Source organism: Pantoea sp. S18, assembly GCF_045689705.1.
Taxonomy (GTDB): Bacteria; Pseudomonadota; Gammaproteobacteria; order Enterobacterales; family Enterobacteriaceae; genus Pantoea; species Pantoea symbiotica.
On the sequence record NZ_CP142688.1, the window covers coordinates 2,037,529 to 2,060,679 of the forward strand.

Here is a 23,151-nt window from a genome sequence, read left to right on the forward strand (position 1 = left end):
CCGTTGTCATTTGCCCAAGGGAAAATCATGTCTGCGATTCGTTATTCACGTCTTTCTGCCTTAGTCCTCGCCGTTACCACCTCAGCTTTTGCGGCTGAACCGGTCAAGCTGCAAATGTATTACCCGATCGCGGTGGGCGGCAAAGTGAGCCACACCGTGGATACGCTGGTGGCGGATTTCCAGAAAGTGCATCCGGACGTGAGCATTCAGCCGGTGTATACCGGTGACTACGCCACCACCGTGACCAAAGCGCTGACCGCATTTCGCGGTGGCAACGCGCCGCAGCTGGCGGTGATCGGCGATATCGAAGCCTATTCTCTGATTGATGCCGGTGCGATTGTGGCGGCCAGCGATTTAGCGCAGGGCGATGAAGGCAAAAAATGGATCGACGGTTTCTATCCGGCGTTTCTGCGTCACATTGACGGCAAAGTGTGGGGCGTACCGTTCCAGCGTTCAACCGTGGTGATGTACTGGAACAAACAGGCGTTTGAGAAAGCCGGTTTGAACGCCGATACGCCACCGGCCAACTGGCAGCAAGTGGTCGAGTTCAGTAAGAAACTTACAATCAAAGATGCCAACGGCGTCAGCCAATGGGGCATCGAGATTCCGTCCACGCCAAACGGCTACTGGAACTTCCAGGGCTTGTCCGCTACCAACGGCGGTCGTCTGGATAACGGCAAAGGCACGGCGGTGCACTTCAACACGCCGGGCAACGTGGAAACGCTGCAGTGGCTAACCGATCTCGGCCAGAAAGAGGAAGTGTCGCCGAAGGGCGCGATTGCATGGGGCACCACGCCGCAGGATTTCATCAGCGGCAAAACCGCCATGATGGTGACCACCACCGGCAACCTGACCAACGTGCGTGATAACGCCAAGTTCCCGTTCGGCGTAGCGATGCTGCCGGAGAAAACCCAGCGCGGCAGCCCAACTGGCGGCGGCAACCTGTATGTGTTCAAAAACGCTTCGCCAGAACAGCAGAAAGCGGCGATGGAATTTATCCGTTGGGTCACGTCACCCGAGCAGGCGGCGCGCTGGAGTATCGCCACCGGTTACGTTGCGACGTCTCCGGCAGCGTGGGATACCACGGTGATGAAGGATTACGTCAAAGACGTTCCGCAGGCATTGGTGGCGCGTGAACAGCTGAAGTATGCCCAGCCGGAACTCTCTACCTACAACAGCGTGCAGATTCAGGATGCGCTCAATCATGCGGTAGAAGCGGCGGTGACGCAGGCGAAAACCCCAGCCGAAGCACTTGAAGGCGCGCAGAAGCAAGCCGATCGTCTGCTGAAGTCATACCAATAATTATGAGCACGATTCTCACCGTCGCGCCGGTTCGTCGTCCCCGGTTATGGTCGATGCAGCTGTATGGCTATCTGCTGATTTTGCCAGCACTGAGCTTTTTACTGCTGTTCACCCACTATCCGGCGGTTGCGACCGTGTGGGAAAGCCTGTTCAGCGCGGCGCGTAACGGTCGTCCAGCCCATTTTGTTGGGCTGGATAACTATCTCGCGCTGCTGGATGACGACATTTTCATCCAGTCGCTGTGGAATAACCTGCTGTATGCGCTGATCACCATTCCGCTGGCGGTCACGCTGGCGCTGCTGATGGCGCTGGCGGTCAATCGCCATATGCGGGCTAATGCGCTGGTGCGCACCGCGTTCTTTATTCCTTCGCTGTTGCCGATGATTGCCATCGCCAATCTGTGGCTGTTCTTCTACACGCCGCAGTTGGGCTTGCTGAATAAGCTGCTGGCGCTGTTTTCCCTGCCGGCGATTAACTGGCTCGGCGAACCGGGTAGCGCGTTGTACTGCTTGATGGCGGTGTCGGTGTGGCGCGAAGCGGGCTTCTTTATGATCTTTTATCTCGCCGCTTTGCAGCAGATCGATCCGCGTCTCAGTGAAGCGGCGCAGATAGAAGGGGCCTCACGCAGCTATTTCTTCCGGCGCGTGCAGTGGCCGCTGCTTATGCCTACCACGCTGTTTGTGCTGATCAATGCGTCGATGAATGCCTTCCGCATCGTCGATCAGGTGATCGCTATGACCAACGGCGGACCGAATAACAGCAGTAGCTTGCTGCTTTTTTATATCTATCGCACCGCTTTCAGCTTCTGGGACATGCCCGCAGCGGCGGCCATGACGGTGGTACTGTTGGTGATTCTCGCCGCAATTGCGCTGCTTAAATTCAACCTGCTGGACAAGCGAGCCCATTACCAATGAAGCCGACAATCACGTTTGGTCGCCTGTGTCTGAATACGGCGATTGGGCTTGCCGCGTTGCTGTGGTTTTTACCGATTCTGGTGGCATTTTGGGTGGCGATTCATCCAGCATCCGATCAGGCGAGCTTTTCGCTGTTTTCGCCGCTGACGGTACAAAACTTCGTTAATGCCTGGCATGCCGCGCCCTTTGGTCGCTACTTCCTCAATACCAGTTTGCTGGTGCTGATGATTGTGGTGGTGCAGCTGATTCTGGCGACCATGGCCGCTTACGCGTTAGTGCGTTTCCGTCTGAAATTCTCGGGCGCGATCTTTGCGCTGATTCTGCTGCAGCTGATGATCAGCCCAGACGTGCTGATTCTGAATAACTACAAAACCATTGGCGCGCTGGGTTTTCGCGATACGCTGACCGGCATCGCGCTGCCGTATTTCTCCTCGGCCTTCGCCATCTTTCTACTGCGCCAGACCTTTAAAAGTATTCCGCTGGTGCTGGAAGAGGCGGCGATTGTCGAAGGTGCCAGCCGCTTTTACATTCTGCGCAAGATTTACATCCCGCTGGCGAAGCCAATTTATGTGGCGTTTGCGCTGGTATCGATCAGCTTCCACTGGAATGATTTCCTCTGGCCGCTGGTGATTACCGATTCCGTCAACGTGCGGCCGCTTACCGTTGGCCTGCAACTGTTTTCGGCGCCAGAGCAGGGCGTGCAATGGGCGTTGATTGGCGCTGCTACGTTGATGACCACCTTGCCGCTGCTGGTGCTGTTCCTGATTTTCCAGCGTCAGTTTATTCAATCGTTTATGCGTGCCGGTATTCGCTAAGGAGTGCTTTTCGTGTCTTATCCGCATCCGCTGACTGAATTGCAGCGTGAACTGCTGGGCGATGTCGCCGAGCTCTATGCTTTACCCGATGTGCGTTCCGCACCGCTGAGCGGCACGCTGCGTTTTGGTTTGATTGCCGATCCACAATATGCCGACATCGACGCCGATATTGCGAAAAATCTCTACTATCGTCATGCACTGCGCAAGTTACCGCAGGCGATTGAAGCGTTGAATCAGCAGCCGCTGGATTTTGTCGTCACGCTGGGGGATTTAGTCGATCGTGACTGGAGCAGCTACGCGGCGATATTGCCGATTTACGATCGCCTCGAGCATCCACATGCGGTGGTGCTGGGCAATCACGATGCACAGACCATCGCGCAGCATCTCAACGAGGCCGCCGCGCTGCCAAAAAGCTATTACGCCTTTGGATTGCAGGGCTGGCGTTTTATTGTTTATGACGGCAACGATATTAGCCTCTATTGCAACACGCAGAACGGAGACGATCGCGCGCTGGCGGAGGCGATGCTGGTGGATCTGACCGAGCGTCAGCAGCCGCAGGCGAAACCGTGGAACGGCGCGGTAGGAACGCAGCAGTTAGCGTGGATTGAGCAGCAGTTGCTGCAAGCCCAGCAGCAAGGAGAGAAAGTGGTGGTGTTTGGCCATTATCCGCTGGCGCCGCACAACAGCCACAACTTACTCAACGGCAGCACGCTGGCAGAGCTGCTTTCTAGTTACAACATACAGTTCTGTTTCTCAGGGCACGACCACCGCGGCGGCTTTGCGCGCATCGGTCAAACAGGCTTTTATACGCTGAAAGGCATGCTGGATGGAGCAGACGAGGTGCCGTTTGCAGTGGTTGAGATTGAGGGCGACGAAGTACGCGTGAAAGAATACGGCGTAGGGTCGCCATTTATGGCGACCGCTCATGATGATAACGGCATTTTCCCGCGCTGACGAAGAATCGCAATCTCTTCGGCACGCTGCAGCAACTGCTGCAAATCATCCTCATCAATATCCAGCACTTCACCGCTTTCCAGCGCCTGATGCAGGTCTTCACGCGTAATCGGTACGTCGATCACTACAGGCGGTGCTTTGATTTCAGTTGCTGCCAGCGGATGCGGGTAACGACGCCCGGCGAGATTATTAAACACCAACGCCAGCAGCGCCAAACAAACCGAGTTCAACAATACCGGCGTTAAAATAAAGTGGTAACCCAGCTGCTGGACGCCGTTACCGCCTAAAATCGCGGTCAGCGCTACCGCGCCGCTCGGTGGATGCAGGCAGCGCAGTTGAAACATTAGCGCAATGGTCAAACAGGCCGCGATGCCGCACGCCAATGCAGCATGGGGAACCAACAGCGCAATGGTAACACCGACAACGCCCGCCACCAGATTGCCGCCGACAATTGACCACGGCTGCGCCAGCGGACTGTTCGGCAAACCAAACAGCAACACCGCCGAAGCGCCCATTGGCGCGACAAACCACAGATTCACTTCGCCCAGCAGCCAGTGACTGGTCAGGCTGGTAATCATTAAACCCAATCCCGCGCCAACACTGGCGATGACCATCTGCTTTTTGCCTCCCGGTAAAGGATGAGGCCAAAGGCGGGCCAGAAAGGTGCGCACGGATGCAATCCACGTCACCAATGGCTGATTTGTCATGAGGGAATCACTCTGTCATAAGAAAAAACGATGGGTGCGAATTGTCGCTGATCGATCGGCTGACAACAACCACATTGTTAGTGTGCTGTTATATCGTGGTGAGAGAAATGCTGATGATTGTCGCGATGCTTAACCAACGCCTAAGGTTGCTGTATAGTCCGTTTTTTTTCGGAGGAACCATGCTGCCTAACTCATCCACACGCCTGAACAAATACATCAGCGAGAGCGGTATCTGCTCACGCCGCGATGCCGATCGTTACATCGAGCAAGGCAACGTTTTCATTAACGGTAAACGCGCTGCCGTCGGTGCGCAGGTGTTTGCGGGGGATGAAGTCAAAGTGAACGGGCAGCTGATTGAGCCGCGTGACGAAGAAGATTTAGTGCTGATTGCGCTGAACAAACCGGTTGGCATCATCACTACCATGGAAGAGGGTGAACGCGACAACATTGGTGATTTCGTCAATCACAGCAAACGCGTGTTCCCGATTGGTCGTCTGGATAAAGATTCGCAGGGGCTGATTTTCCTCACCAACCACGGTGATCTGGTGAATAAAATCCTGCGTGCCGGCAATAACCACGAAAAAGAGTATGTGGTCACCGTTGATAAGCCGATCACCGATGAATTTATTGCCGGAATGGGCGCGGGCGTACCGATGCTCGGTACCGTCACCAAAAAGTGCAAAGTTAAAAAAGAGTCGACCTTTGTCTTCCGCATCATTCTGGTTCAGGGGCTGAATCGTCAGATTCGTCGCATGACCAAGCACTTCGGTTTTGAAGTCACCAAGCTTGAACGTACGCGCATCATGAACGTCAGCCTGAAAGGAATTCCGCTCGGCGAATGGCGTGATTTAACCGATGACGAACTGATCGACCTGTTCAAATTGATTGAAGACTCTTCATCGGAAGATCAAAAAACGCAGAAGACGCAGGCGAAGAAGAAACCGGCCAGCCCCGCGAAAAAGCCCGCTGCCGGAGCTAAGCCGGGTGAGAAAGCGGGTGCAAAACCAGCGAATCGCCAGCGTTTCGCGCAGCCGGGTCGTAAGAAGAAAGGGCGTTAATTTTTCATTCCCCGCGCAGAGCGCGCGGGGAAAAGCCGTTACTTGTCGTTGCCAAATCCTTGCTTCTTCAGCGCATCCAGCACGTGCGGGAAGTAAATCTTGTGATAATAACCGCTGACGCTTTCGCTCCAGCTCTCGCCATCATGACGTCCAGTATTTTTCCAGTGCTGCACCATTTCCTGATTGTAGGCGGCGATGTGCTGCTCCAGTCCATCACGCTGATAGCGCTCTTCATGACGGAAGGTTGTCAGCGGCAGACGCGGCTTCTGATGCGCAGGCTGATCGACATGGCCAATCACCACGCCCGCCACCGGGAAAGTGTATTCCGGCAAATCCAGCAAGCTAATTAACGCCTGTGGATCGCGACGAATACCGCCAATCGGCACAATGCCCAAACCTTCTGCGCGCGCCGCTGCCATGATCGAACCCAGCGCAATACCGACGTCGGTTGAGCCCGACACAATGCTTTCGATGCTCTGCTGGGCGATTTGCTCGCGGTCGATCGCATTCATCGCCAAGCGCGATTTATGCATATCCAGCACCAGGGTAATAAACACCGGCGCTTTGGCAATCCACGGTTGGCCGCCGGCAATCTGTGAGATTTGTGCGCGTTTCTCAGCATCGCGCGTCACCACCAAAGAGACCTGCTGCGAGTTCACCGAGGTTGGCGCGCGATACGCAGCCGAAATGATGCGATCCAGCACCGCATCCTCAACGGGAAGGTCGGTAAAACTGCGATCGCTTTTATGACTGGTGAAAATATCGATTAATGAACTCATGGATCCTCCTGATTGGGAGGCGAGAGCGTAACAGAAGAGGGATAGATCGGACTTAACCGTTGTTGCCGTGGCTAACTACTTCTTTTGAATAAGCAAAGTGCGGAATGCGATAAGCGGTGAGACCGGTGCAAAATGCACCGGCTAAGCAACTTTGGCTGCAGCGACAGCCGGATGCACGCTGCGATCTGGCCCGCTGAGCATCACCGGTTTACCGGAACGTAATCCACGCTGGAACTGGGTCATGCGTTCTTGGCTGATCCCGGCACCGCACCATAGCAGGTGATGATCGTGACGACTTTCTGAACCGTACAGCATCGGTTGTGAGGTTTGATCGACATCGACGCAGAATCCTTGTCCGCTAAGGCGAATGGCTTCCAACCACACTTCCGTCTCATCGCCGGTGCTGACCACTTCCAGCAACAATGGCATCTGCTGCTGACGGGCTGACGCGCGTTTTACGCAGTCGCTATGATGCACGATCGCCTCATGGAAGCGCGTTAACCGACGCGATGCGCCACGACGTGTATCATCACGCAGCCAGCGATTAAGCGGTTTCATCAGCACGTTGACGAAATCATCGCTGCTATAATCGCCCGCCAGATTGCGCACGGTACGCGCCAGTTCGCGGTCAGAACCCAGCTCCAGTTGACGTAACAGATCGCCACGGCGTGCCACCCAACCAGACGACGAGTAATCGAGCCCGCAGTGTCTGCCCTGATAGATTTGCCACAGCGTGGCGCCACCCGAGGTTAATGCCATCATGGCGAGCACTTCATCAACCTGATGTCGGCTCCAGTCCTTATTGACGTGATTCTCAGAAATTAATCCACCGCGCAACCAGCGACGTAAATTGGCACGGTTGGCACCGGTAATGGCGCAAACGGTTTCAGTTGAATAAAAGTTCATTACGAGCCCTCAGATTGAGGGTGAATGGCCGTGGGTGCTAATCCAGGATGAGCGACCATCCTGAACCTTATCTGTATGGATTACCAGTATCTTTACTTAACTCGGCATAAACAGGCGAAGATCCCTTTCGCCCTGAAAAGCGTTAACTGACTTTAACCACGGTTTTACCGAAGTTTTTACCTTTTAGCATATCGAAAAACGCCTGCGGCGCGTTTTCCAGCCCGTCGATCATGTGCTCGCGATAGTGGATTTTTTGCTGCTCCACCAGCGGTGTCATCGCTTTGAGGAATTCAGGGTAACGATCGCCATAATCCTGGAAGATGATAAAGCCCTGCATGCGAATACGACGTTTGAGAATACCGCCCATGATTTGCGGGGTGCGATCCGGGCCCGGCGGTAATTCGCGGCTGCTGTAACCAGAAACCAGACCACATACCGGCACGCGCGCAGCGGTATTTAACAGCGGGAATACGGCATCAAACACCTTGCCGCCGACGTTCTCGAAGTAGATATCGATGCCGTCCGGGCAGGCCGACGCCAGCTGTTCTGCAAAGTCGTCACGATGGTGATCGATACAGGCAGAGAAACCGAGTTTCTCAATCGCATAACGGCACTTCTCTTCGCCGCCGGCAACACCTACCACATGACAACCTTTGAGCTTGCCAAGCTGACCCACCGTGGCACCGACCGGGCCGGTAGCCGCTGCAACCACTAAGGTTTCACCCTGTTTTGGCTGGCCGATATCCATCAAGCCCATATAGGCGGTAAAGCCCGGCATCCCGAGAATGCCCAGCGCCCAGGAAGGATGGGGCAGATCGCCCAGTTTCGCCACGCCGTTTCCGTCCGAAACCGCATAGCTTTGCCAGCCACTTTGCGCGAGGACCACATCGCCTTGTTTGAAATCCGCGTGTTTAGATTCCACTACTTCGCTCACCGTGCCGCCGACCATCGGTTGGTCGAGTTCTGCTGGCGCAGCATAGGATTTGCTGTCATCCATGCGTCCGCGCATATACGGGTCGAGGGACAAATAGAGCGTGCGCAGCAGGATTTGACCGTCCTTCACCTCAGGAATTGGCTGCTCCACCAGGCGGAAGTTATCTTTTACCGGTTCGCCATGCGGGCGTGAGGCTAATAGCCAAGCTTGATTACGTTGATTTGATTGCGACATTTTTACCTCTATTAGCGTTTTCACGTGAGGCAAGTGTAGACGAGGAAAAGGCAAGTTTGAGGATAAGGTCGCCATTAATGGCGACCCTACGAAACATCTGTAGGGTGCGCATTTAAGCGCACCTGGTAAAAACGCCAGTGAGCCAGCGCACAAACCAAGCGTAAACTTTTCGACGCGAATTAATATAACACCATGAATTTTAACATTCATAGGGCATTTGCCTAAGCGGTCTCGGGCAATGCCACATACACCAGAGCCAACTCTGCTGCGTATATCTATAGCGATGCTTTTCTCCCTAAAGGTGACGCATGACACAACAACAATACGCACTATCGCCGGATCATGACGCGCACATCGCCTCGGCCATCGGCAAGTTTTTCCGCCGCATCATTCCGATGCTGGCGCTTATGTTAATTGTGAACCAGATTGACCGGGCAAACATTGGTTTCGTTAAAGCCGAACTGCAAACGGATGCGGGCATCAGCGCCGCCGCCTTCGGTTTAGGCGCAGGACTGTTCTTTATCGGCTATGCGCTGTTTGAAGTGCCGAGCAACATGATGCTGAAGAAACTCGGCGCACGCGTTTGGCTGACACGCATCATGATTACGTGGGGCATGGTGGTGGTGCTTACCGGTTTTGTCAGCACGCCGCTGCATTTCTATCTGCTGCGTTTTCTGCTTGGCGTGGCCGAAGCCGGCTTCTTTCCTGGTGTGCTGTTCTATTTTCGTCAATGGGTGCCGAATGCGTGGCGAGGGCGCGCTACCGCGATGGTGTTGAGCGCCACCGCCAGCGCCTTTCTGTTTTCCGGCCCGCTCACCGGCGCCATTCTGATGATGCATGATGTTGGCGGCATCGCGGGCTGGAAATGGGTGATGTTTATGGAAGGCGGCGGATCGATTGTGATCGGCTTGCTGGCCGCCTTTGTGTTGGTATCCAAACCTGAAGGCGCGAAGTGGCTCAGCGACGCGGAGAAGCAGGCGCTGGCGCAGCAACTAGCACTGGAAGATGCCGCTCGCGAAGAGCATGCGGTGACACACGGCCGCTGGGGCTTGATCACCGATCGCAGCCTTTTGTCTTACTGCCTAATCTTCTTCACTATGACCATGACCGGCTACACGTTAGTGTTCTGGCTTCCGCAGATCATTCAGCGCATTCAGGGCTTTAACAGTTTTGAAACCGGATTGCTGACCGCCGTTCCGTGGTTATTCGCTATCGTCGCGCTGTTTCTGCTGGGCAAAGCCACCGACCGCTATCGCGATAAACTGGATAGAGGCCTCGGCATCGCCATGCTGATCGCCGCGTGCGGCACCTTTATGGCCACGCTGGGCACGCCGTGGTTTGGTTTTGTGGCGATGATTGTGGCTTGTATCGGCTCCAAAGTCAGCGCGGCGTTCTTCTGGCCGATGCCACAAAGTGAATTACCCGCCTCGATTGCCGCACCCGGCATCGCGCTGATCAACTCGATTGGCAACCTGGGCGGCTTCTTTGCGCCCACGGTATTCGGCTACCTCGAAATGCACACCGGCAGCACCACCGGCGGACTTTACGCGCTGACCAGCGTGTCCGTGGTTACCGGACTCTATTTGCTGCTGCGTCGCAAACCTGTTCCACCCGCATTCGGTCACACGGAGAGAAACCATGTCAGACAGTCCAGTCATTAAATCGATGCGCATCGTGCCGGTTGCCGGTTACGACAGCATGCTATTGAACATTGGTGGCGCCCATAACTGCTACTTCACGCGCATCATCGTGATATTGACCGATTCCGCCGGGCATACCGGCGTTGGCGAAACGCCGTGTCATGCATCCACCTTGCAGCTGCTGGAACAGTTTCGTCCGCTGATCGAAGGCAGTTCGCTGCTGCGCCTCAACGCGACGCTAGGCCAGTTGTTCAGCAGCGAGGCACGTCAGCAACAAACTTCGCACACCAATGACATTCATATCCCGCAGATGAATCCGGAGAAGTTTTATAACGCTGCCGCCGCGATTGAAGCGGCGCTGCTGGATCTGCAAGGCAAGCTTTTCAATCTGCCGGTAGCGGATCTGCTGGCCAGCGGCAAACAGCGCGACCGCATTCCAGTGCTGGGCTATTTGTTCTACATCGCCGATCGCCAGCGCACCAATATGAACTATCGATCGGGAGAGCATGAGCAAGATGGTTGGTTCCGTCTGCGTCATGAAGCGGCGATGAACAGCGATGCTGTGGTGCGGCTCGCCGAAGCGGCGGTTGAGCAATACGGCTTCCGCGATTTCAAGCTAAAAGGCGGCGTGCAGCCAGGCGAAGTGGAAGTGGCAACGGTTGAAGCGCTGCTGGCACGCTTCCCTGACGCGCGCGTCACCGTCGATCCTAATGCCAGCTGGTCGCTGGATGAGGCGATTCGCTTTGGCAAGCAGCTGGCCGGGAAAGTGCCTTATCTGGAAGATCCTTGCGGTGCTGAACAGGGCTATTCCGGCCGGGAAACGCTGGCCGAGTTTCGCCGCGCCACTGGCGTGCCGGTCGCGACGAACATGATCGCCAATGACTGGCGCCAGCTGCATCATGCGCTGCAGCTGAATGCTATCGATATCCCGCTCGCCGATCCGCACTTCTGGACGATGCGTAACGCCAACGTGGTGGCGCAGTTGTGCAACGAATGGGGGCTGACAACCGGCTGCCACTCCAATAATCATTTTGATATTTCGCTGGCGATGGTCGCGCACCTTGGCGCCGCGGCACCGGGCGATCGTCAAACCGCTTTTGATACGCACTGGATTTGGCAGGATGGTCAGCAGCTTACACGTCAACCGCCGCAGATCCGTGACGGCTATCTGGAGTTGCCGCACGGGCCGGGATTGGGCATCGAGCTGGATATGGATCGCATCGAGCAAGCGCATGCGCTCTACAATGCGCTGCCGGATAAAAATCGCAACGATGCGCTGGGGATGCAGTTTTTGATCGATAACTGGCGCTATGACGCCAAACGTCCGTCATTGGTACGCTAAGGAAGCCGCATGAAGAACCTATTACGCGCGGCGACGCTGTTAGCATCGTTGGCCGCCAGCGCGCCGTTACTGGCACAAACTTTTGTCTACGTTTCAGAAGCCGATGATGGCACCATCGCGCGCTACGCGCTGAACGAGCAAACCGGTGCGCTACAACTGTTGGGACGCACGCAAGCCGGTGGCAAAGTGATGCCGATGGCGTTAAGCGCCGATCATAAACATCTGTACGCCGCGATTCGCAGCAAACCGCTGCAACTTGTCAGCTGGAACATCGACAGCAAATCGGGCGATCTCAGCCCATTGAATGCCGTATCCGCTGCGGCCAGTTATCCCTACATCAGCACGGACCCGCAAGGGCGTTTTCTGCTGGGCGCGTCCTACGATGGCGATGTGGTGCACGTTTACAAACTCAATAACGATGGCATGCTGATTGCGCCTCCAGTCGGCAGCTACAAAACCGGACATGCCGCGCACTCGGTGATTGTTGATACGAGCGGAAAACACGCTTATGTCGGCAATCTCGGCACCGATCGTGTGCTGCAGTTGAAGCTGAGCGCCGATGGCGAACTGTCGGGCTTAGGCAACGGTTATGTTAAAACGGCGACAGAAAACGGACCGCGTCATTCGGTGTTGTCGCCAGATAATCGCTATCTCTACAACATCGGTGAAATGGGCGGCATCATTACGCAGTTTCGTCGTGAAGCCAGCGGCGAGCTAGTCAAAGTGGCGGAGACGCCGAATGCCGTCGCTGAAAAATATAAGCTGCAACACGGTAAAGAGCGACCGCCAGGCTACAGTGACTCCACACCGCGCATCTGGGCGGCCGATATTCGTCTGACGTCGGATGGCCGTTTTCTGTATGTTAGCGAGCGGACCAGCAGCACCATCAGCGGATATCGGATCAATAGAGATGACGGCAAACTGACGCTGATTGATAGCTGGCAAATCGAGAAGCAGCCGCGCGGTATCGCGATTACCGCTGACGGACGTTGGCTGATTGCCAGCGGCGAGAAGAGTGCGGTTACTGGCAGCTATGCCATTGATCAGGAAAGCGGGGCGCTGAAACGCGTTGGCGAGGCACCTGCCGGCGGAGATGCCAATTGGGTGACGGTGGTGAGTTACAAATAATCCCGTAGGGTCGCCATTCATGGCGACCGCTATCAAAATGCGCACCTTACAGTTGCTGATATTCCTCGTCAGAAACCGGCTCAAGCCACTCATTGGAAGCGCCTTCAGCCGGTACTGCGATAGCAATGTGTGCGAACCAGCTATCGGCCGATGCGCCATGCCAATGCTTCAGTCCCGCCGGAATGTTTACCACATCGCCAGCCACTAACTGACGCGCCGGCTGATTCCACTCCTGATACCAACCGGTTCCGCCAGTCACCAGCAAAATCTGGCCGCCGCCATGATGGATATGCCAGTTATTGCGGCAGCCCGGTTCAAACACCACGTTGCCGATGTTGACGCCTTCTGTCGTCAGCATGCTCAGATAGCTGGTACCGGTAAAGTATTGTGCAAAAGCGTCGTTTTTAGGCCCTTTCGGGAAGATACCATTGCCATCAAATTGGTCGTTCATCTTTATCTCCATGTAAGTGCAGCATGGTTAAAGTGTAGCGGCGGGATGGCTGAATGATAATGCGCTCAAAGCTGCAAGCACTTGTGAGCGCAATTCATTAATGCAAGGTGCGTGACATTGTCACTAATTGGGGTAAACAGATTGTGCTAACATTCCGCGACGATCGAACTTTCTTGCGGCTAACCACAGCAGCGCGGTGACAAACCAACCAATAATCCACGACACATCGTTACCGGCAAAAATCCAGGTTAACGAACCGTGATGCAGCGGATTATCAATGAACGGCAACTGAACCAGCACGCCGCAAAAGTAGACAACAATCCCCGCCCAATTCCAGCTCCCGTAACGTCCGTTGGGTTGGGAAAGCGCCGGTACATCGACTTTCCCTTTGGTGATCAGGTAGAAATCCGTCAAGCTGATAGCGCTCCACGGCACAAAAAAGGCCAGTAAAAACAGCAGGAAATGAGTGAAAGATTTCAGGAACGCAGGTTCGCTGATCAGTGCAATCACACAGGATATCGTCACCATCAGCACCACAAACAGAATGCGGCCGCCACGACTTAACGCCGTTTTCTGACGGAAGCCAGAAACGATGGTGGTAAGCGACATAAAACTGCCGTAAGCATTCAGCGTGGTGAAGGTGATTTTGCCGAAGCAGATCGCGAAGTAAATCACCATCGCCATCGTGGCGCTGCTGCCTAAACTGACGATATAGCCAACCTCGTTGCCAGAAAAAGCCTTACCGGCAATCGCCGCGACAATCACACCCAAGGTCATTGAAGCTTGTGTGCCTAAAACGGTACCGAAGAAAACGCAGTTAAAGAGTTTTTTCGCCGAGACGTTGGCCGGTAAATAGCGTGAATAGTCAGAGACATACGGACAGAATGCAATCTGCCATGACGACGACAACGAAACCGCCAGCAGGAAATTAGCGACGGTGAAATGCTGGTTTAGCCACACCGAAGAAAGATCATGCGTTGAGAGCAGCGTGATAAACAGGTAAACAAAGGCAAGCACGCCAATCACGCTGGCCACTTTACCCAACTTGTGAATCACGCGATATCCCAGCACCGCGATGACGACGATAATCGCGCTGAACAGGATCATGCCTGAAGCATTGCTGGTATTGATCAGTTTGGCCAGCGCCTGTCCGGCCAACACCGTGCCGCTGGCAGAAAATCCGACATACATGATGCACACCAACACTAACGGAATTACCGCACCATAAACGCCAAACTGCATGCGGCTGGTGATCATCTGCGGCAATCCGAGGCGCGGTCCCTGAATCGCGTGCAGCGACATGATCGCCGCACCGACAACTTGCCCAACCAGCAATCCGATGATCGACCACACCACATCGCCGCCCAACACCACCGCCAGCGCGCCGGTCACGATTGCGGTGATCTGCAAATTGCCGCCAAACCATAAGGTGAACTGGCTAAAAGGGTGTCCGTGGCGTTCGCTCGGAGGAATGTAATCAATGGATCGCGTTTCTGACAGGCGCTGTTTCTCTGCGCCGGCGTAATCTGCTGCAGGTGATTCGGCTGACATAGTTTCCTCGCTGAAGCGTCTAAAGAGGGCGAAGTATTGTTAGTATGATGTGAGTTATCTTGGTGCTACATGTATATACATGTAGCGATATTGTCATGCAGAATGGAAACTTACAATACGATCGGTCATTGGAAAATGTGATGACGCGGGCAAGGTTGGCAGGAAGTGAAAACTTAAAGAATAACGCTGGCTTTAGAAAAGCCAGCGGACAAAATGCTTACTGATGTGAATAGCGTTGAGCAAATAGACGATCAATTCCCCACGGGCCACAGCCCTGAACCATTAACATCACGCACATCAAAATGTAACTGGATTCAGGCAGATAGAGCAGCCAACTATACCAGGTTAATAAATTCAGGTCGGCGGGAATGTGATGCAGTCCAACGGTAAAAAGTGCCACAAGGCTTATCACCAGCAACACTAAAGCGCCCAAACGCGTAAATAAACCCAGCGCCAGAAGTAATCCAAACAGCGTTTCACAACTAGCGACAAACACCGACATGAACTCTGGAAAGGGAATGCCAGCTTCAGTGATGGTTTCCAGCATTAGCGCCTGATTAGCCGCAACAAACACTTTGTTAAAACCGGATGCGAAGAAGAACAAACCGAAAGCGACGCGCATGAGCGTCAACGGCAGGAAGCTAGCGCTTCCAGGGGATTGAAATAGAGTGAGGCATCGTGCCATCTGAAATCTCCTTAATAATTTAGGAGCGGTAGTATATCAGGATAGTCTGTTTTGGTGCGGTCTTAAGGCAAATTTCGCTGACGTCGCTACGTGAATTCTGTGAAAAGAGCAGGGTGGAAGTTAGCGAGAATTCACGTAGCACTGCCGATTTTATCGCCAGAAATTACTTATCTTTGCCCATCGTCCAGGGATTTGGCGCTGAATCATCCGGCTTATCTGTAGCAAAATCATCCAGTGAATCCAGATAAAGTGCTTCAACTTCAGCGCGTGCCCACGGTGTGCGGCGTAAAAACTTCAGGCTCGATTTGACGCTTGGATCGCTTTTGAAGCAGTTGATATTAATAAGCTTGCCCAGTTCGGCCCAGCCATAATGGGCGACCAGCGCATTAATTTGCATCTCAAGCGTCACGCCGTGCAAGGGATCTTTGGAGCGATGATCGTTCATAGGAAATCCTTAAAATGTTGACGGCAAAGGTTACAAGAAAGCCTCGCCAGCGGCAATGGTGCGATCTTCATTGCCGGTAAATGCGGTACACTTGTTGCCAGAAAATCACTATTGGACGGTACGCTATGAACGACAAGAAAATGATTTCCATCGATCAATTCAATCTCAATGAACGTGTTGCAGTAGAAGAAGCGTTCAAAGGATTGATGGAGAAGTATCGCCAGCGCACCGGCAAAGAGCCGGATGCAAAGAAAGAGAAAGAGTTCACGGCAGAAGCCCGGCAGCAAATCATGACGACGAAACTGGCCAAAGAGAAAGCGCTAGCTGATAAAGCAAAGAAAACGCCAACGCGCAGGAAGAAACCGGAGTCGCTGAAAGAGAGCGAGGTTAGCGATTTCAACTGGAAGGCATCAGTGATTAAAGGCCGCAGATAACGGCATCGTTAGTTCAACAGTCCGTTGCCAGAATTATCGCTGGTTACGGATTGTTGTTGAAGGAGGTGTTTGAAGGCAGGTAATAGGCTGATGGTGATTTGAGTGCGCGCTTAGATACTTCATTTAACATAATATACATTATGCGCCCTTTGATTGAGGAGGCAAAGTAGTAATGTCCGCTTTGAGCTAAGCTGACATGGCCGCTTCGGGTGACCTGCTGAGGAACCTGCTATGGCGGCTTCTGGTGTGGAGTTTTTCACGATGAACGAAGTTAACCGGCTTAAAGTCATTCAGGACGTTGTCGACCGGCGTCTGACAACACATCTCGCTGCTGAACGTCTCGGCATTTCCGACAGACAGTGTCGTCGTCTGCTCCAGCGCTATCGCATCGAAGGCCCGCTGGGCATGGCTGACCGGCGGCGCGGCAAGCCCAGCAACTATCAGCTTCCCGAAGGCCTTGCCGAACGCGCCATTCAGATCATCCGTGAGAGATACCCGGACTTTGGTCCCACGCTCGCCTGCGAGAAGCTGGCCGAGTTGCACGGCGTGATGCTGTCTAAAGAGACCGTACGCAAGCTGATGATGCTGGCTGGTTTCTGGATCCCCCGCAGGCATCGCGATTCCAGGATCCAGCAGCCTCGTTACCGCCGCGCCTGTGTCGGCGAACTGATTCAGATCGACGGCTGCGACCATCGCTGGTTTGAGGAACGTGGTCCGGCCTGCACGCTGCTGGTTTACGTGGATGACGCAACCAGCCGCCTGATGCAGCTTCATTTCGTCCGCTCCGAGTCTACTTTCACCTATTTTCAAGCCACGCGCGGTTATCTCGAGCTGTACGGCAAGCCGCTGGCGTTTTACAGCGACAAGGCCAGCGTGTTCCGCATCAACAATAAAAATGCGGCCGGAGGCGACGGCCAGACGCAGTTCGGGCGCGCGCTGAACGAGCTGAACATCACCGGCATCTGCGCCAACACCAGTTCTGCTAAGGGACGCGTGGAACGTGCGCATCTCACGTTGCAGGACCGGCTGGTCAAGGAGCTCAGGCTGCGTGGCATCAGTACGCCTGATGCTGCCAACGCCTTTGCCGCTGAGTTTATGGCGGACTACAACCGTCGTTTCGCGAAGGCACCGAGGCACGACTTTGACGTGCATCGTCCACTCGATATTGATGACAACCTGAACCAGATATTCACTTGGCGCGAGCTGCGCAAGGTCTCAAAATCGCTGACGGTCCGCTACGATAAAATGCTGTTGCTGCTTGAAGATAACGATGACAGCCGCCGGGCGATGGGCAAGTATCTGGATGCCTGGCAGTACCCGGACGGCCGCGTTGAACTCAGGAGTCACGGTACGGTTCTTCCCTACTCTGCCTACGACCGGCTGTCTGAAGTTGACCAGGGTGCGATCGTTGACAACAAGCGGCTCGGCCACGCGCTTGCCGTGGCTAAGTTGATGCAGGACAAGCGTGATAATACGCGCTCGCAGGCGCTTCCCGCTGGAACTGGGCCAAGTCGCAGGAGTGCGAAGAAAGATCCAACAAAAAAACGGCAACGTGCGGTCAATGAGGATGATTTACTGGAGGCGATGATTGATTTACAGGCACGAAGTCAGGAGATATTTGGAAGTTGAAGTATTTATCAATATAATCAGAGCGATACCGACATTCACAAGGATGAGAGATGAAGCTATTTTCTACTGAACGGACCGATGTATATCTGCTGACCTTAGACCATTCAACGAGCTTTCAGCGTTTTTTGCTTAATAACAGAGACAATTTCGCACCCTTTGAACCACTGCGAAACGACGAATATTTCACAATCAACAGCGTAGCTGAAAGGATCAGTAATGCGCTACTCGATTATGAAGAAAGAAAGTGCATCCTTATGGTTTTCACCTTAAAAGATGATGACAAAATTATAGGCAGTATAAATTTCACCAACTTTATATTCGGTGTTTTTCAGGCATGCTATCTAGGATTTTCAATCGACCAGAATTATCAGGGTAATGGCTTGATGCATGAGGCGCTGAAAGAATCCATCTCCTATGTGCATGATAAGTATGACATCCATAGGATAATGGCTAATCATCTTTCTGATAACTTACGCAGCAAAAAGACTCTGGGCAGTCTGGGCTTCGTAAAAGAAGGTTATGCACAATCTTATCTGAAAATAAATGGGACTTGGCAGGACCACATCCTTAACTCGCTGATCCTTCCGGAATAATCAACCCCTTTATTAAAGCTGAATTTTAATTCTAATTAGCCCTCAAAGCAGAGGGTTAGTTCTTTTATTAAAAACCTACTCTGACAACAATCGGACATCTCAGATTTGCCTGAACCCGGTCATCTCTGCTTAGCTTCAACATTGATGGAAAAGGAACCGTTCATTGGTTCCTCTCCAGTCACAAATACGCTTACGGACGTGCAGCCGTGCCATCTGGCAGGCGCGCATTGGTCCAGTCCGGAATTCCGCCCGACACCGGATATTTCGCCGCCTCTTTCAGATCGATATCCACGCCCAACCCCGGACGATCGCTAAGGTACGCATAACCGCGATCAATCTCTGGACAACCTGGGAACACATCCTGCAGCGCCTCGTTGACCGGCGTGTACTCCTGAATACCAAGATTGGTGATGCTCAGATCGATATGCAGGTTTGCCGCCACGCCAATCGGTGAGATATCGCCAGGACCATGCCACGCGGTGCGCACGCCAAACAGTTCGGCAAAGGTTGCCAGTTTCTTCGCGGGTGTGATGCCGCCAATGGTGCTGACGTGGCAGCGAATATAATCGATAAGCTGGTTTTGAATTAACGGCTTCCACTCATTGATTTGCGTAAACAACTCGCCCATGGCAATTGGCGTGCTGCTTTGGCTGCGTAATTTGCTCAGCCAGTCGATATTCTCCGGCGCAACCGGATCCTCGAGGAAAAACAGCTGATACGGTTCGAGTGATTTCGCCAGCTGGATCGAAGCGATTGGCGTGATGCGCTCGTGCACATCATGAATAAACTCCACGCCAAAGCCGAGTTTATTGCGCAGATGATCAAACAGGCGCGGTACGGCGCGTGCATAAGCATCCGGATCGAAATAGATGCCGTGCGTAGGATTACGCGGTGATACTTTCGGCTGAATATTGCGGGCCTTGGCCAGCTTGCCGGCAATCAGACGTAAATCATCGGTACCCGCGCCGCCATACATGCCCATCTGACAGCGCACGTATTGATAGCCCTCCTCCATGCGCGCGCGAATGTTATCTTCAACTTCAATCTCATCTGCGCCGTCGCAGTGACGATAAAGCGGCACGCCATCACGACATTTGCCGCCAAGCAGTTCATATACCGGCAAGTCGGCGACTTTGCCCTTCAGATCCCACAGCGCCATATCCACACCGGAGAGCGCATTATTCATCACCGGACCATTACGCCAGTAACCGCTGACCGCCGCCGATTGCCAGATATCTTCGATACGCGCCGGGTCTTTACCGATCAAAAACGGCTTCATGTAGTTTTCGATGGCTGCGGCGACCGCATAGATGCGCTGAGTAAACGTGGCGCAGCCTAAACCGTATAAACCGGGTTCGCTGGTTTCGATTTTTACCACCACCAAATCAATGCCGCCTGGCGCGGTAAGGATGGTTTTTACATCGGTAATTTTCAGGTTACTCATCATGATCCTCACGGTAGCTGGATAACATGCTGTATGATGTCCTACATGTTATGTGTATTAAAAAGCCCTGTTCAGGGCTTTTGGTTATTCAGTTATGGCGTACATCTTCAATGGCGTGCACGTTATGGGTCATCGCACTATTAAGCGTCTCGGCCGCCAGCGCCGCATCGCGGTTTTTCAACGCCATAAAGACTTTGATATGGGCTTCAACGCTTTCCAGCGTGATGCCTAACACCCGATTTAACTCTTCCAGGTAATGCACATAAATCCCTTTCAGGGATTCCATTACGTGGATGAACACCTTGTTGTGCGAGGCTTTCACAATCGCCAGATGGAAATCGTAGTCCGCCAGCGAGTATTTTTTGTAGTCATCCTTACTCACCAGCATGCGATTCAAGGCGCTTTCCAGCACTTTGACATCTTCATCAGTGGCGTTCTGAACTGCCAGCTCCATACATTTGAACTCGACGGTCTGACGGAAAACCCGCATATCATCAAACTCTTCCTGCGACAGATGCAGAATGGGCTGGTTATCACTGAACGATCCGTAGCGCGCCACTTCGCGGGTAACATATGTGCCCTTCCCCTGATGCGTCACCACTACGCCAAGGTCGCGCAGCTTCTGCACGGCACTCCGCACGCTGACGCGGCTCACCTGAAAGGTTGCGGTCAATTCCGCTTCAGAGGGCAACTTACAGCCCGGCTCCCACAGACCATCCTGAATGTTCTGCTTCATCTGTTCGTAGATGACATCAACCACATTATGTTTTTGGATACTTTCCAGCGCCACGGCGTTACTCACTTGTCCTACATGTCTACCGCTTTTTAACGCGTCACTGCTTGCAACACAAGCAGCAATTTTTTGTGTGGCAAAAGCGATAATACAAAATTCCGTAACTTAATGATTACTTTCATTGGGTTAACCATCAAAGGTAGATGATTGCCTTCTGGCGATGACATTAAATATTTGTGAGATATCTTACAAATCTCTCGCCTGCCAATTGCTGCCTTTCTGCGCATCACGTAAAAGTAATTCATCCAACTTGTTAGTCATGTTACATGAAGGACGTTTTGTTATGCAGACCTTATTTAACCTCTCCGGGAAAACCGCCCTGATCACCGGTTCAACGCGCGGCTTAGGATTCGCTTATGCACAAGGCCTGGCGCAAGCCGGCGCAAAAGTGCTGCTGAATGGCACGCGTCAGGAGCATATGGATACGGCGCTGGAACAATTACAGAAGCAGGGATTTGATGCCCGAGGCTTTCTGTTCAACGTGGCAGATGAAGCCGCGATTGAAGTGGTATTCCAGCAGCTCGACGAAGAGAGTATTCACGTCGACATTGTGATCAACAACGCAGGTATTCAGTTCCGCAAACCGATGCTGGAACTGGCATTGAGCGACTGGCAGCGCGTGCTGGATGTCAATCTCACCAGCGCGTTCCTCGTTTCGCGTGCGGCAGCCAAACGCATGGTGCAACGTCAGCGCGGCGGGAAAATTATCAATATCGGATCGCTAACCAGCGAAGCCGCGCGCCCTACCGTCGCGCCTTACACTGCGGCGAAAGGCGGTATCAAACTGCTGACTAAATCGATGGCGGCTGAATGGGCGCCGTTCAATATCCAGACCAACGGCATCGGGCCGGGCTACATCCTCACCGATATGAACGAAGCGTTGGTTGAAAACGAAGAGTTCAATAAATGGGTCTGCAGCAGCAACCCTTCTGGCCGCTGGGGAAAACCCGACGAACTGGTGGGTACCGCCATTTATCTGGCGTCCTCTGCTTCCGATTACGTCAATGGCCAGATGATTTACGTGGATGGCGGCTGGCTCGCCACCTTGTAACAGCGACCTAAGCTGGGCATCAAGACTCAGCTGTATCCTACTCAAGCGACCTGAGGTCATACCATGAACCAGAATATTGCAGGGATTTTACCGGCCAGTCGGTGGGGAAAACTCATCCCGATTGCCTTTATTACCTATAGCCTCGCCTACCTCGATCGTGCCAACTACGGTTTCGGTGCCGCCGCAGGTCTGGCTGAAGATCTCAATATCACGCCCGCCATTTCAGCTCTACTCGGCGCACTATTTTTCCTTGGTTACTTCTGTTTTCAGGTGCCGGGCGGCATATACGCTGAAAAGCACTCGGCGAAGAAGCTGATTTTCTGGAGCCTGATCCTGTGGGGCGCATTGGCTACCGCGACCGGCATGGTGCACAGCGTGGCGCTGCTGGCGGTGATTCGCTTCCTGCTTGGCGTGGCGGAAAGTGTGGTGATGCCTGCGATGCTGATCTTCCTCAGCCACTGGTTCACGCGCGCGGAGCGTTCCAAAGCCAATACTTTTCTGTTCCTCGGCAATCCGATTACCGTGTTATGGATGTCGATCCTCTCCGGCTATCTGGTGAATTCCTTTGGCTGGCGCGGCATGTTCATTATTGAAGGTGTGCCCGCCATTTTGTGGGCGTTTATCTGGTGGAAAATTTATGCCGACCGACCGCGCGATGCCAAATGGCTGAGCGAAGCGGAAAAGCGTGCAGTCGAAAACGCGCTGGCGGCAGAGCAGCAGTCGATCAAACCGGTTAAGAATTACCGTGAAGCTTTCCGCTCGCCTAAGGTGCTGGCGCTGGCTTTCATCCACTTCTTCTGGAATATCGGCATGTACGGTTTCATCATGTGGCTGCCTTCGATGTTAAAGAGTGCGTCTGGCATGGGCATCGTTGCGACTGGCTGGCTCTCTGCCGCGCCCTATCTGCTCGCTGTGCCGCTGATGCTGACCGCATCCTGGTTCTCCGATAAATATCAGCAGCGTAAAAACATCGTGCTGCTTTTCCTTGGGCTGGGCGCGGTGTGCTTCATTGCTTCCTTTACGCTCGGTGCGACCCACTTCTGGCTCTCATGGGTGCTGTTGGTGATTGCTGGCGGTGCGATGTACACGCCGTATGGCCCATTCTTCGCGGCGATTCCTGAGATGCTGCCACGCAACGTGGTGGCGGGCGCGATGTCCTTCGTAGTCTGTTTCGGTGCGCTCGGTTCGTTCGTCGGCGCGTGGATTGTGGGCTATCTCAATGGCCTGACCGGCAGCCCGGCGGCATCTTACGTATTTATGGGTGGATCGCTGGTTGTCGCGGTATTACTCACCGCGCTCACCACCTTTAGCAGCCTGAGCACGCCAACGGCACAAACCCGCTCTGCATACTAATAGAGAATG

At 53.7% G+C, this 23,151-nt stretch carries 23 protein-coding genes; 13 read left to right on the plus strand and 10 right to left on the minus strand.

What is annotated here, in order from left to right:
* Nucleotides 1–27: 27 nt before the first annotated feature.
* The 4 genes from VIJ98_RS09470 to VIJ98_RS09485 are packed head-to-tail and all read left to right on the plus strand — an operon-like array spanning nt 28 to nt 3,985.
* Nucleotides 28–1,302 (plus strand): ABC transporter substrate-binding protein, encoded by a 1,275-nt coding sequence (locus VIJ98_RS09470; RefSeq protein ID WP_008104068.1) that lies wholly within the window; start codon nt 28–30, stop codon nt 1,300–1,302.
* 2 nt (nt 1,303–1,304) lie between these two features.
* Nucleotides 1,305–2,216, plus strand: a complete 912-nt coding sequence (locus VIJ98_RS09475) for a carbohydrate ABC transporter permease (RefSeq protein ID WP_008104070.1) — start codon at nt 1,305–1,307, stop codon at nt 2,214–2,216.
* A complete protein-coding gene (locus VIJ98_RS09480; RefSeq protein ID WP_008104071.1) occupies nt 2,213–3,031 on the plus strand; it encodes a carbohydrate ABC transporter permease in 819 nt (272 codons plus the stop codon). Before VIJ98_RS09475 ends, VIJ98_RS09480 begins: the two co-directional genes overlap by 4 nt.
* Before the next feature lie 12 nt (nt 3,032–3,043).
* A complete protein-coding gene (locus tag VIJ98_RS09485) occupies nt 3,044–3,985 on the plus strand; it encodes a metallophosphoesterase (protein WP_323273629.1) in 942 nt (313 codons plus the stop codon).
* On the opposite strand, the gene VIJ98_RS09490 is transcribed toward VIJ98_RS09485, so the two are convergent.
* Nucleotides 3,955–4,692, minus strand: coding sequence for an HPP family protein (locus VIJ98_RS09490; RefSeq protein ID WP_323273631.1), 738 nt, complete (start codon nt 4,690–4,692; stop codon nt 3,955–3,957). The two genes, VIJ98_RS09485 and VIJ98_RS09490, sit on opposite strands and share 31 nt — an antisense overlap.
* A 179-nt stretch (nt 4,693–4,871) precedes the next feature.
* Between VIJ98_RS09490 and rluF the strand changes: the two genes are divergently transcribed.
* Nucleotides 4,872–5,750, plus strand: a complete 879-nt coding sequence (rluF, locus tag VIJ98_RS09495; RefSeq protein WP_008104077.1) for a 23S rRNA pseudouridine(2604) synthase RluF — start codon at nt 4,872–4,874, stop codon at nt 5,748–5,750.
* Between the two features lie 38 nt (nt 5,751–5,788).
* On the opposite strand, the gene VIJ98_RS09500 is transcribed toward rluF, so the two are convergent.
* The 3 genes from VIJ98_RS09500 to VIJ98_RS09510 all read right to left on the minus strand — a co-directional run bounded on the left by VIJ98_RS09500 (nt 5,789) and on the right by VIJ98_RS09510 (nt 8,603).
* Nucleotides 5,789–6,529 carry a nitroreductase family protein gene (locus tag VIJ98_RS09500; protein WP_323273633.1) on the minus strand — a complete coding sequence of 247 codons (741 nt, stop codon included), beginning with the start codon at nt 6,527–6,529 and terminating at the stop codon, nt 5,789–5,791.
* Between the two features lie 141 nt (nt 6,530–6,670).
* On the minus strand, nt 6,671–7,435 hold the full coding sequence (locus VIJ98_RS09505) for a hypothetical protein (protein ID WP_323273636.1): 765 nt from the start codon (nt 7,433–7,435) through the stop codon (nt 6,671–6,673).
* Between the two features lie 142 nt (nt 7,436–7,577).
* The gene (locus tag VIJ98_RS09510; RefSeq protein ID WP_323273638.1) at nt 7,578–8,603 is read right to left on the minus strand and encodes an NADP-dependent oxidoreductase; all 1,026 of its coding nucleotides are present in this window, start codon (nt 8,601–8,603) and stop codon (nt 7,578–7,580) included.
* 308 nt (nt 8,604–8,911) lie between these two features.
* Here VIJ98_RS09510 and VIJ98_RS09515 point away from each other — a divergent pair, with 308 nt between their 5' ends.
* Genes VIJ98_RS09515 through VIJ98_RS09525 form a run of 3 tightly spaced genes read left to right on the plus strand, consistent with a single transcriptional unit; the run spans nt 8,912 to nt 12,713 of the window.
* A complete protein-coding gene (locus VIJ98_RS09515; RefSeq protein ID WP_179450922.1) occupies nt 8,912–10,264 on the plus strand; it encodes an MFS transporter in 1,353 nt (450 codons plus the stop codon).
* Nucleotides 10,242–11,585 carry an enolase C-terminal domain-like protein gene (locus tag VIJ98_RS09520; protein WP_154156106.1) on the plus strand — a complete coding sequence of 448 codons (1,344 nt, stop codon included), beginning with the start codon at nt 10,242–10,244 and terminating at the stop codon, nt 11,583–11,585. Before VIJ98_RS09515 ends, VIJ98_RS09520 begins: the two co-directional genes overlap by 23 nt.
* A gap of 9 nt (nt 11,586–11,594) precedes the next feature.
* Nucleotides 11,595–12,713 carry a lactonase family protein gene (locus VIJ98_RS09525; RefSeq protein ID WP_154156108.1) on the plus strand — a complete coding sequence of 373 codons (1,119 nt, stop codon included), beginning with the start codon at nt 11,595–11,597 and terminating at the stop codon, nt 12,711–12,713.
* A gap of 46 nt (nt 12,714–12,759) precedes the next feature.
* On the opposite strand, the gene VIJ98_RS09530 is transcribed toward VIJ98_RS09525, so the two are convergent.
* From VIJ98_RS09530 to VIJ98_RS09545, 4 genes are all read right to left on the minus strand, one after another.
* Nucleotides 12,760–13,164: a cupin domain-containing protein gene (locus tag VIJ98_RS09530; RefSeq protein ID WP_154156110.1), complete on the minus strand. Its 405-nt coding sequence runs from the start codon at nt 13,162–13,164 to the stop codon at nt 12,760–12,762.
* A 123-nt stretch (nt 13,165–13,287) separates the two neighbouring features.
* Entirely contained in the window at nt 13,288–14,715 is a 1,428-nt protein-coding gene (locus VIJ98_RS09535) for a cytosine permease (protein ID WP_323273641.1), read from the minus strand.
* A 217-nt stretch (nt 14,716–14,932) separates the two neighbouring features.
* A complete protein-coding gene (locus VIJ98_RS09540) occupies nt 14,933–15,400 on the minus strand; it encodes a DoxX family protein (protein ID WP_323273643.1) in 468 nt (155 codons plus the stop codon).
* Nucleotides 15,401–15,563: 163 nt separating this feature from the next.
* On the minus strand, nt 15,564–15,845 hold the full coding sequence (locus tag VIJ98_RS09545) for a VF530 family DNA-binding protein (protein ID WP_008104098.1): 282 nt from the start codon (nt 15,843–15,845) through the stop codon (nt 15,564–15,566).
* Between the two features lie 125 nt (nt 15,846–15,970).
* Here VIJ98_RS09545 and VIJ98_RS09550 point away from each other — a divergent pair, with 125 nt between their 5' ends.
* The 3 genes from VIJ98_RS09550 to VIJ98_RS09560 all read left to right on the plus strand — a co-directional run bounded on the left by VIJ98_RS09550 (nt 15,971) and on the right by VIJ98_RS09560 (nt 18,501).
* Complete coding sequence (locus VIJ98_RS09550; RefSeq protein ID WP_061718882.1) at nt 15,971–16,279, plus strand: hypothetical protein; 309 nt, start codon at nt 15,971–15,973, stop codon at nt 16,277–16,279.
* A gap of 231 nt (nt 16,280–16,510) precedes the next feature.
* The gene (locus VIJ98_RS09555) at nt 16,511–17,908 is read left to right on the plus strand and encodes an ISNCY family transposase (RefSeq protein WP_323273646.1); all 1,398 of its coding nucleotides are present in this window, start codon (nt 16,511–16,513) and stop codon (nt 17,906–17,908) included.
* Nucleotides 17,909–17,958: 50 nt separating this feature from the next.
* Nucleotides 17,959–18,501 (plus strand): GNAT family N-acetyltransferase, encoded by a 543-nt coding sequence (locus tag VIJ98_RS09560; protein ID WP_323271474.1) that lies wholly within the window; start codon nt 17,959–17,961, stop codon nt 18,499–18,501.
* Between the two features lie 190 nt (nt 18,502–18,691).
* Here VIJ98_RS09560 and VIJ98_RS09565 read toward each other — a convergent pair whose 3' ends face one another.
* A complete protein-coding gene (locus tag VIJ98_RS09565) occupies nt 18,692–19,945 on the minus strand; it encodes an enolase C-terminal domain-like protein (RefSeq protein ID WP_407330301.1) in 1,254 nt (417 codons plus the stop codon).
* 88 nt (nt 19,946–20,033) lie between these two features.
* Entirely contained in the window at nt 20,034–20,735 is a 702-nt protein-coding gene (locus VIJ98_RS09570) for a FadR/GntR family transcriptional regulator (protein WP_008104106.1), read from the minus strand.
* A 286-nt stretch (nt 20,736–21,021) separates the two neighbouring features.
* On the opposite strand from VIJ98_RS09570, the gene VIJ98_RS09575 reads away from it, so the two are divergent.
* Together VIJ98_RS09575 and VIJ98_RS09580 are read left to right on the plus strand one after the other, a co-directional pair.
* Nucleotides 21,022–21,789 (plus strand): SDR family oxidoreductase, encoded by a 768-nt coding sequence (locus VIJ98_RS09575; RefSeq protein WP_154156123.1) that lies wholly within the window; start codon nt 21,022–21,024, stop codon nt 21,787–21,789.
* Between the two features lie 63 nt (nt 21,790–21,852).
* On the plus strand, nt 21,853–23,142 hold the full coding sequence (locus VIJ98_RS09580; RefSeq protein ID WP_008104110.1) for an MFS transporter: 1,290 nt from the start codon (nt 21,853–21,855) through the stop codon (nt 23,140–23,142).
* The last annotated feature ends 9 nt before the right edge of the window (nt 23,143–23,151 follow it).

What these genes read in the sequence shown, in the direction of transcription:
- VIJ98_RS09470 (WP_008104068.1), top strand. Translation starts at nt 28, where the DNA reads ATGTCTGCGATTCGTTATTCACGTCTTTCTGCCTTAGTCCTCGCCGTT.
- VIJ98_RS09475 (WP_008104070.1), top strand. Translation starts at nt 1,305, where the DNA reads ATGAGCACGATTCTCACCGTCGCGCCGGTTCGTCGTCCCCGGTTATGG.
- VIJ98_RS09480 (WP_008104071.1), top strand. Translation starts at nt 2,213, where the DNA reads ATGAAGCCGACAATCACGTTTGGTCGCCTGTGTCTGAATACGGCGATT.
- VIJ98_RS09490 (WP_323273631.1), bottom strand. Translation starts at nt 4,692, where the DNA reads ATGACAAATCAGCCATTGGTGACGTGGATTGCATCCGTGCGCACCTTT.
- rluF (WP_008104077.1), top strand. Translation starts at nt 4,872, where the DNA reads ATGCTGCCTAACTCATCCACACGCCTGAACAAATACATCAGCGAGAGC.
- VIJ98_RS09500 (WP_323273633.1), bottom strand. Translation starts at nt 6,529, where the DNA reads ATGAGTTCATTAATCGATATTTTCACCAGTCATAAAAGCGATCGCAGT.
- VIJ98_RS09505 (WP_323273636.1), bottom strand. Translation starts at nt 7,435, where the DNA reads ATGAACTTTTATTCAACTGAAACCGTTTGCGCCATTACCGGTGCCAAC.
- VIJ98_RS09510 (WP_323273638.1), bottom strand. Translation starts at nt 8,603, where the DNA reads ATGTCGCAATCAAATCAACGTAATCAAGCTTGGCTATTAGCCTCACGC.
- VIJ98_RS09515 (WP_179450922.1), top strand. Translation starts at nt 8,912, where the DNA reads ATGACACAACAACAATACGCACTATCGCCGGATCATGACGCGCACATC.
- VIJ98_RS09520 (WP_154156106.1), top strand. Translation starts at nt 10,242, where the DNA reads ATGTCAGACAGTCCAGTCATTAAATCGATGCGCATCGTGCCGGTTGCC.
- VIJ98_RS09525 (WP_154156108.1), top strand. Translation starts at nt 11,595, where the DNA reads ATGAAGAACCTATTACGCGCGGCGACGCTGTTAGCATCGTTGGCCGCC.
- VIJ98_RS09530 (WP_154156110.1), bottom strand. Translation starts at nt 13,164, where the DNA reads ATGAACGACCAATTTGATGGCAATGGTATCTTCCCGAAAGGGCCTAAA.
- VIJ98_RS09535 (WP_323273641.1), bottom strand. Translation starts at nt 14,715, where the DNA reads ATGTCAGCCGAATCACCTGCAGCAGATTACGCCGGCGCAGAGAAACAG.
- VIJ98_RS09540 (WP_323273643.1), bottom strand. Translation starts at nt 15,400, where the DNA reads ATGGCACGATGCCTCACTCTATTTCAATCCCCTGGAAGCGCTAGCTTC.
- VIJ98_RS09545 (WP_008104098.1), bottom strand. Translation starts at nt 15,845, where the DNA reads ATGAACGATCATCGCTCCAAAGATCCCTTGCACGGCGTGACGCTTGAG.
- VIJ98_RS09550 (WP_061718882.1), top strand. Translation starts at nt 15,971, where the DNA reads ATGAACGACAAGAAAATGATTTCCATCGATCAATTCAATCTCAATGAA.
- VIJ98_RS09555 (WP_323273646.1), top strand. Translation starts at nt 16,511, where the DNA reads ATGGCGGCTTCTGGTGTGGAGTTTTTCACGATGAACGAAGTTAACCGG.
- VIJ98_RS09560 (WP_323271474.1), top strand. Translation starts at nt 17,959, where the DNA reads ATGAAGCTATTTTCTACTGAACGGACCGATGTATATCTGCTGACCTTA.
- VIJ98_RS09565 (WP_407330301.1), bottom strand. Translation starts at nt 19,945, where the DNA reads ATGAGTAACCTGAAAATTACCGATGTAAAAACCATCCTTACCGCGCCA.
- VIJ98_RS09575 (WP_154156123.1), top strand. Translation starts at nt 21,022, where the DNA reads ATGCAGACCTTATTTAACCTCTCCGGGAAAACCGCCCTGATCACCGGT.
- VIJ98_RS09580 (WP_008104110.1), top strand. Translation starts at nt 21,853, where the DNA reads ATGAACCAGAATATTGCAGGGATTTTACCGGCCAGTCGGTGGGGAAAA.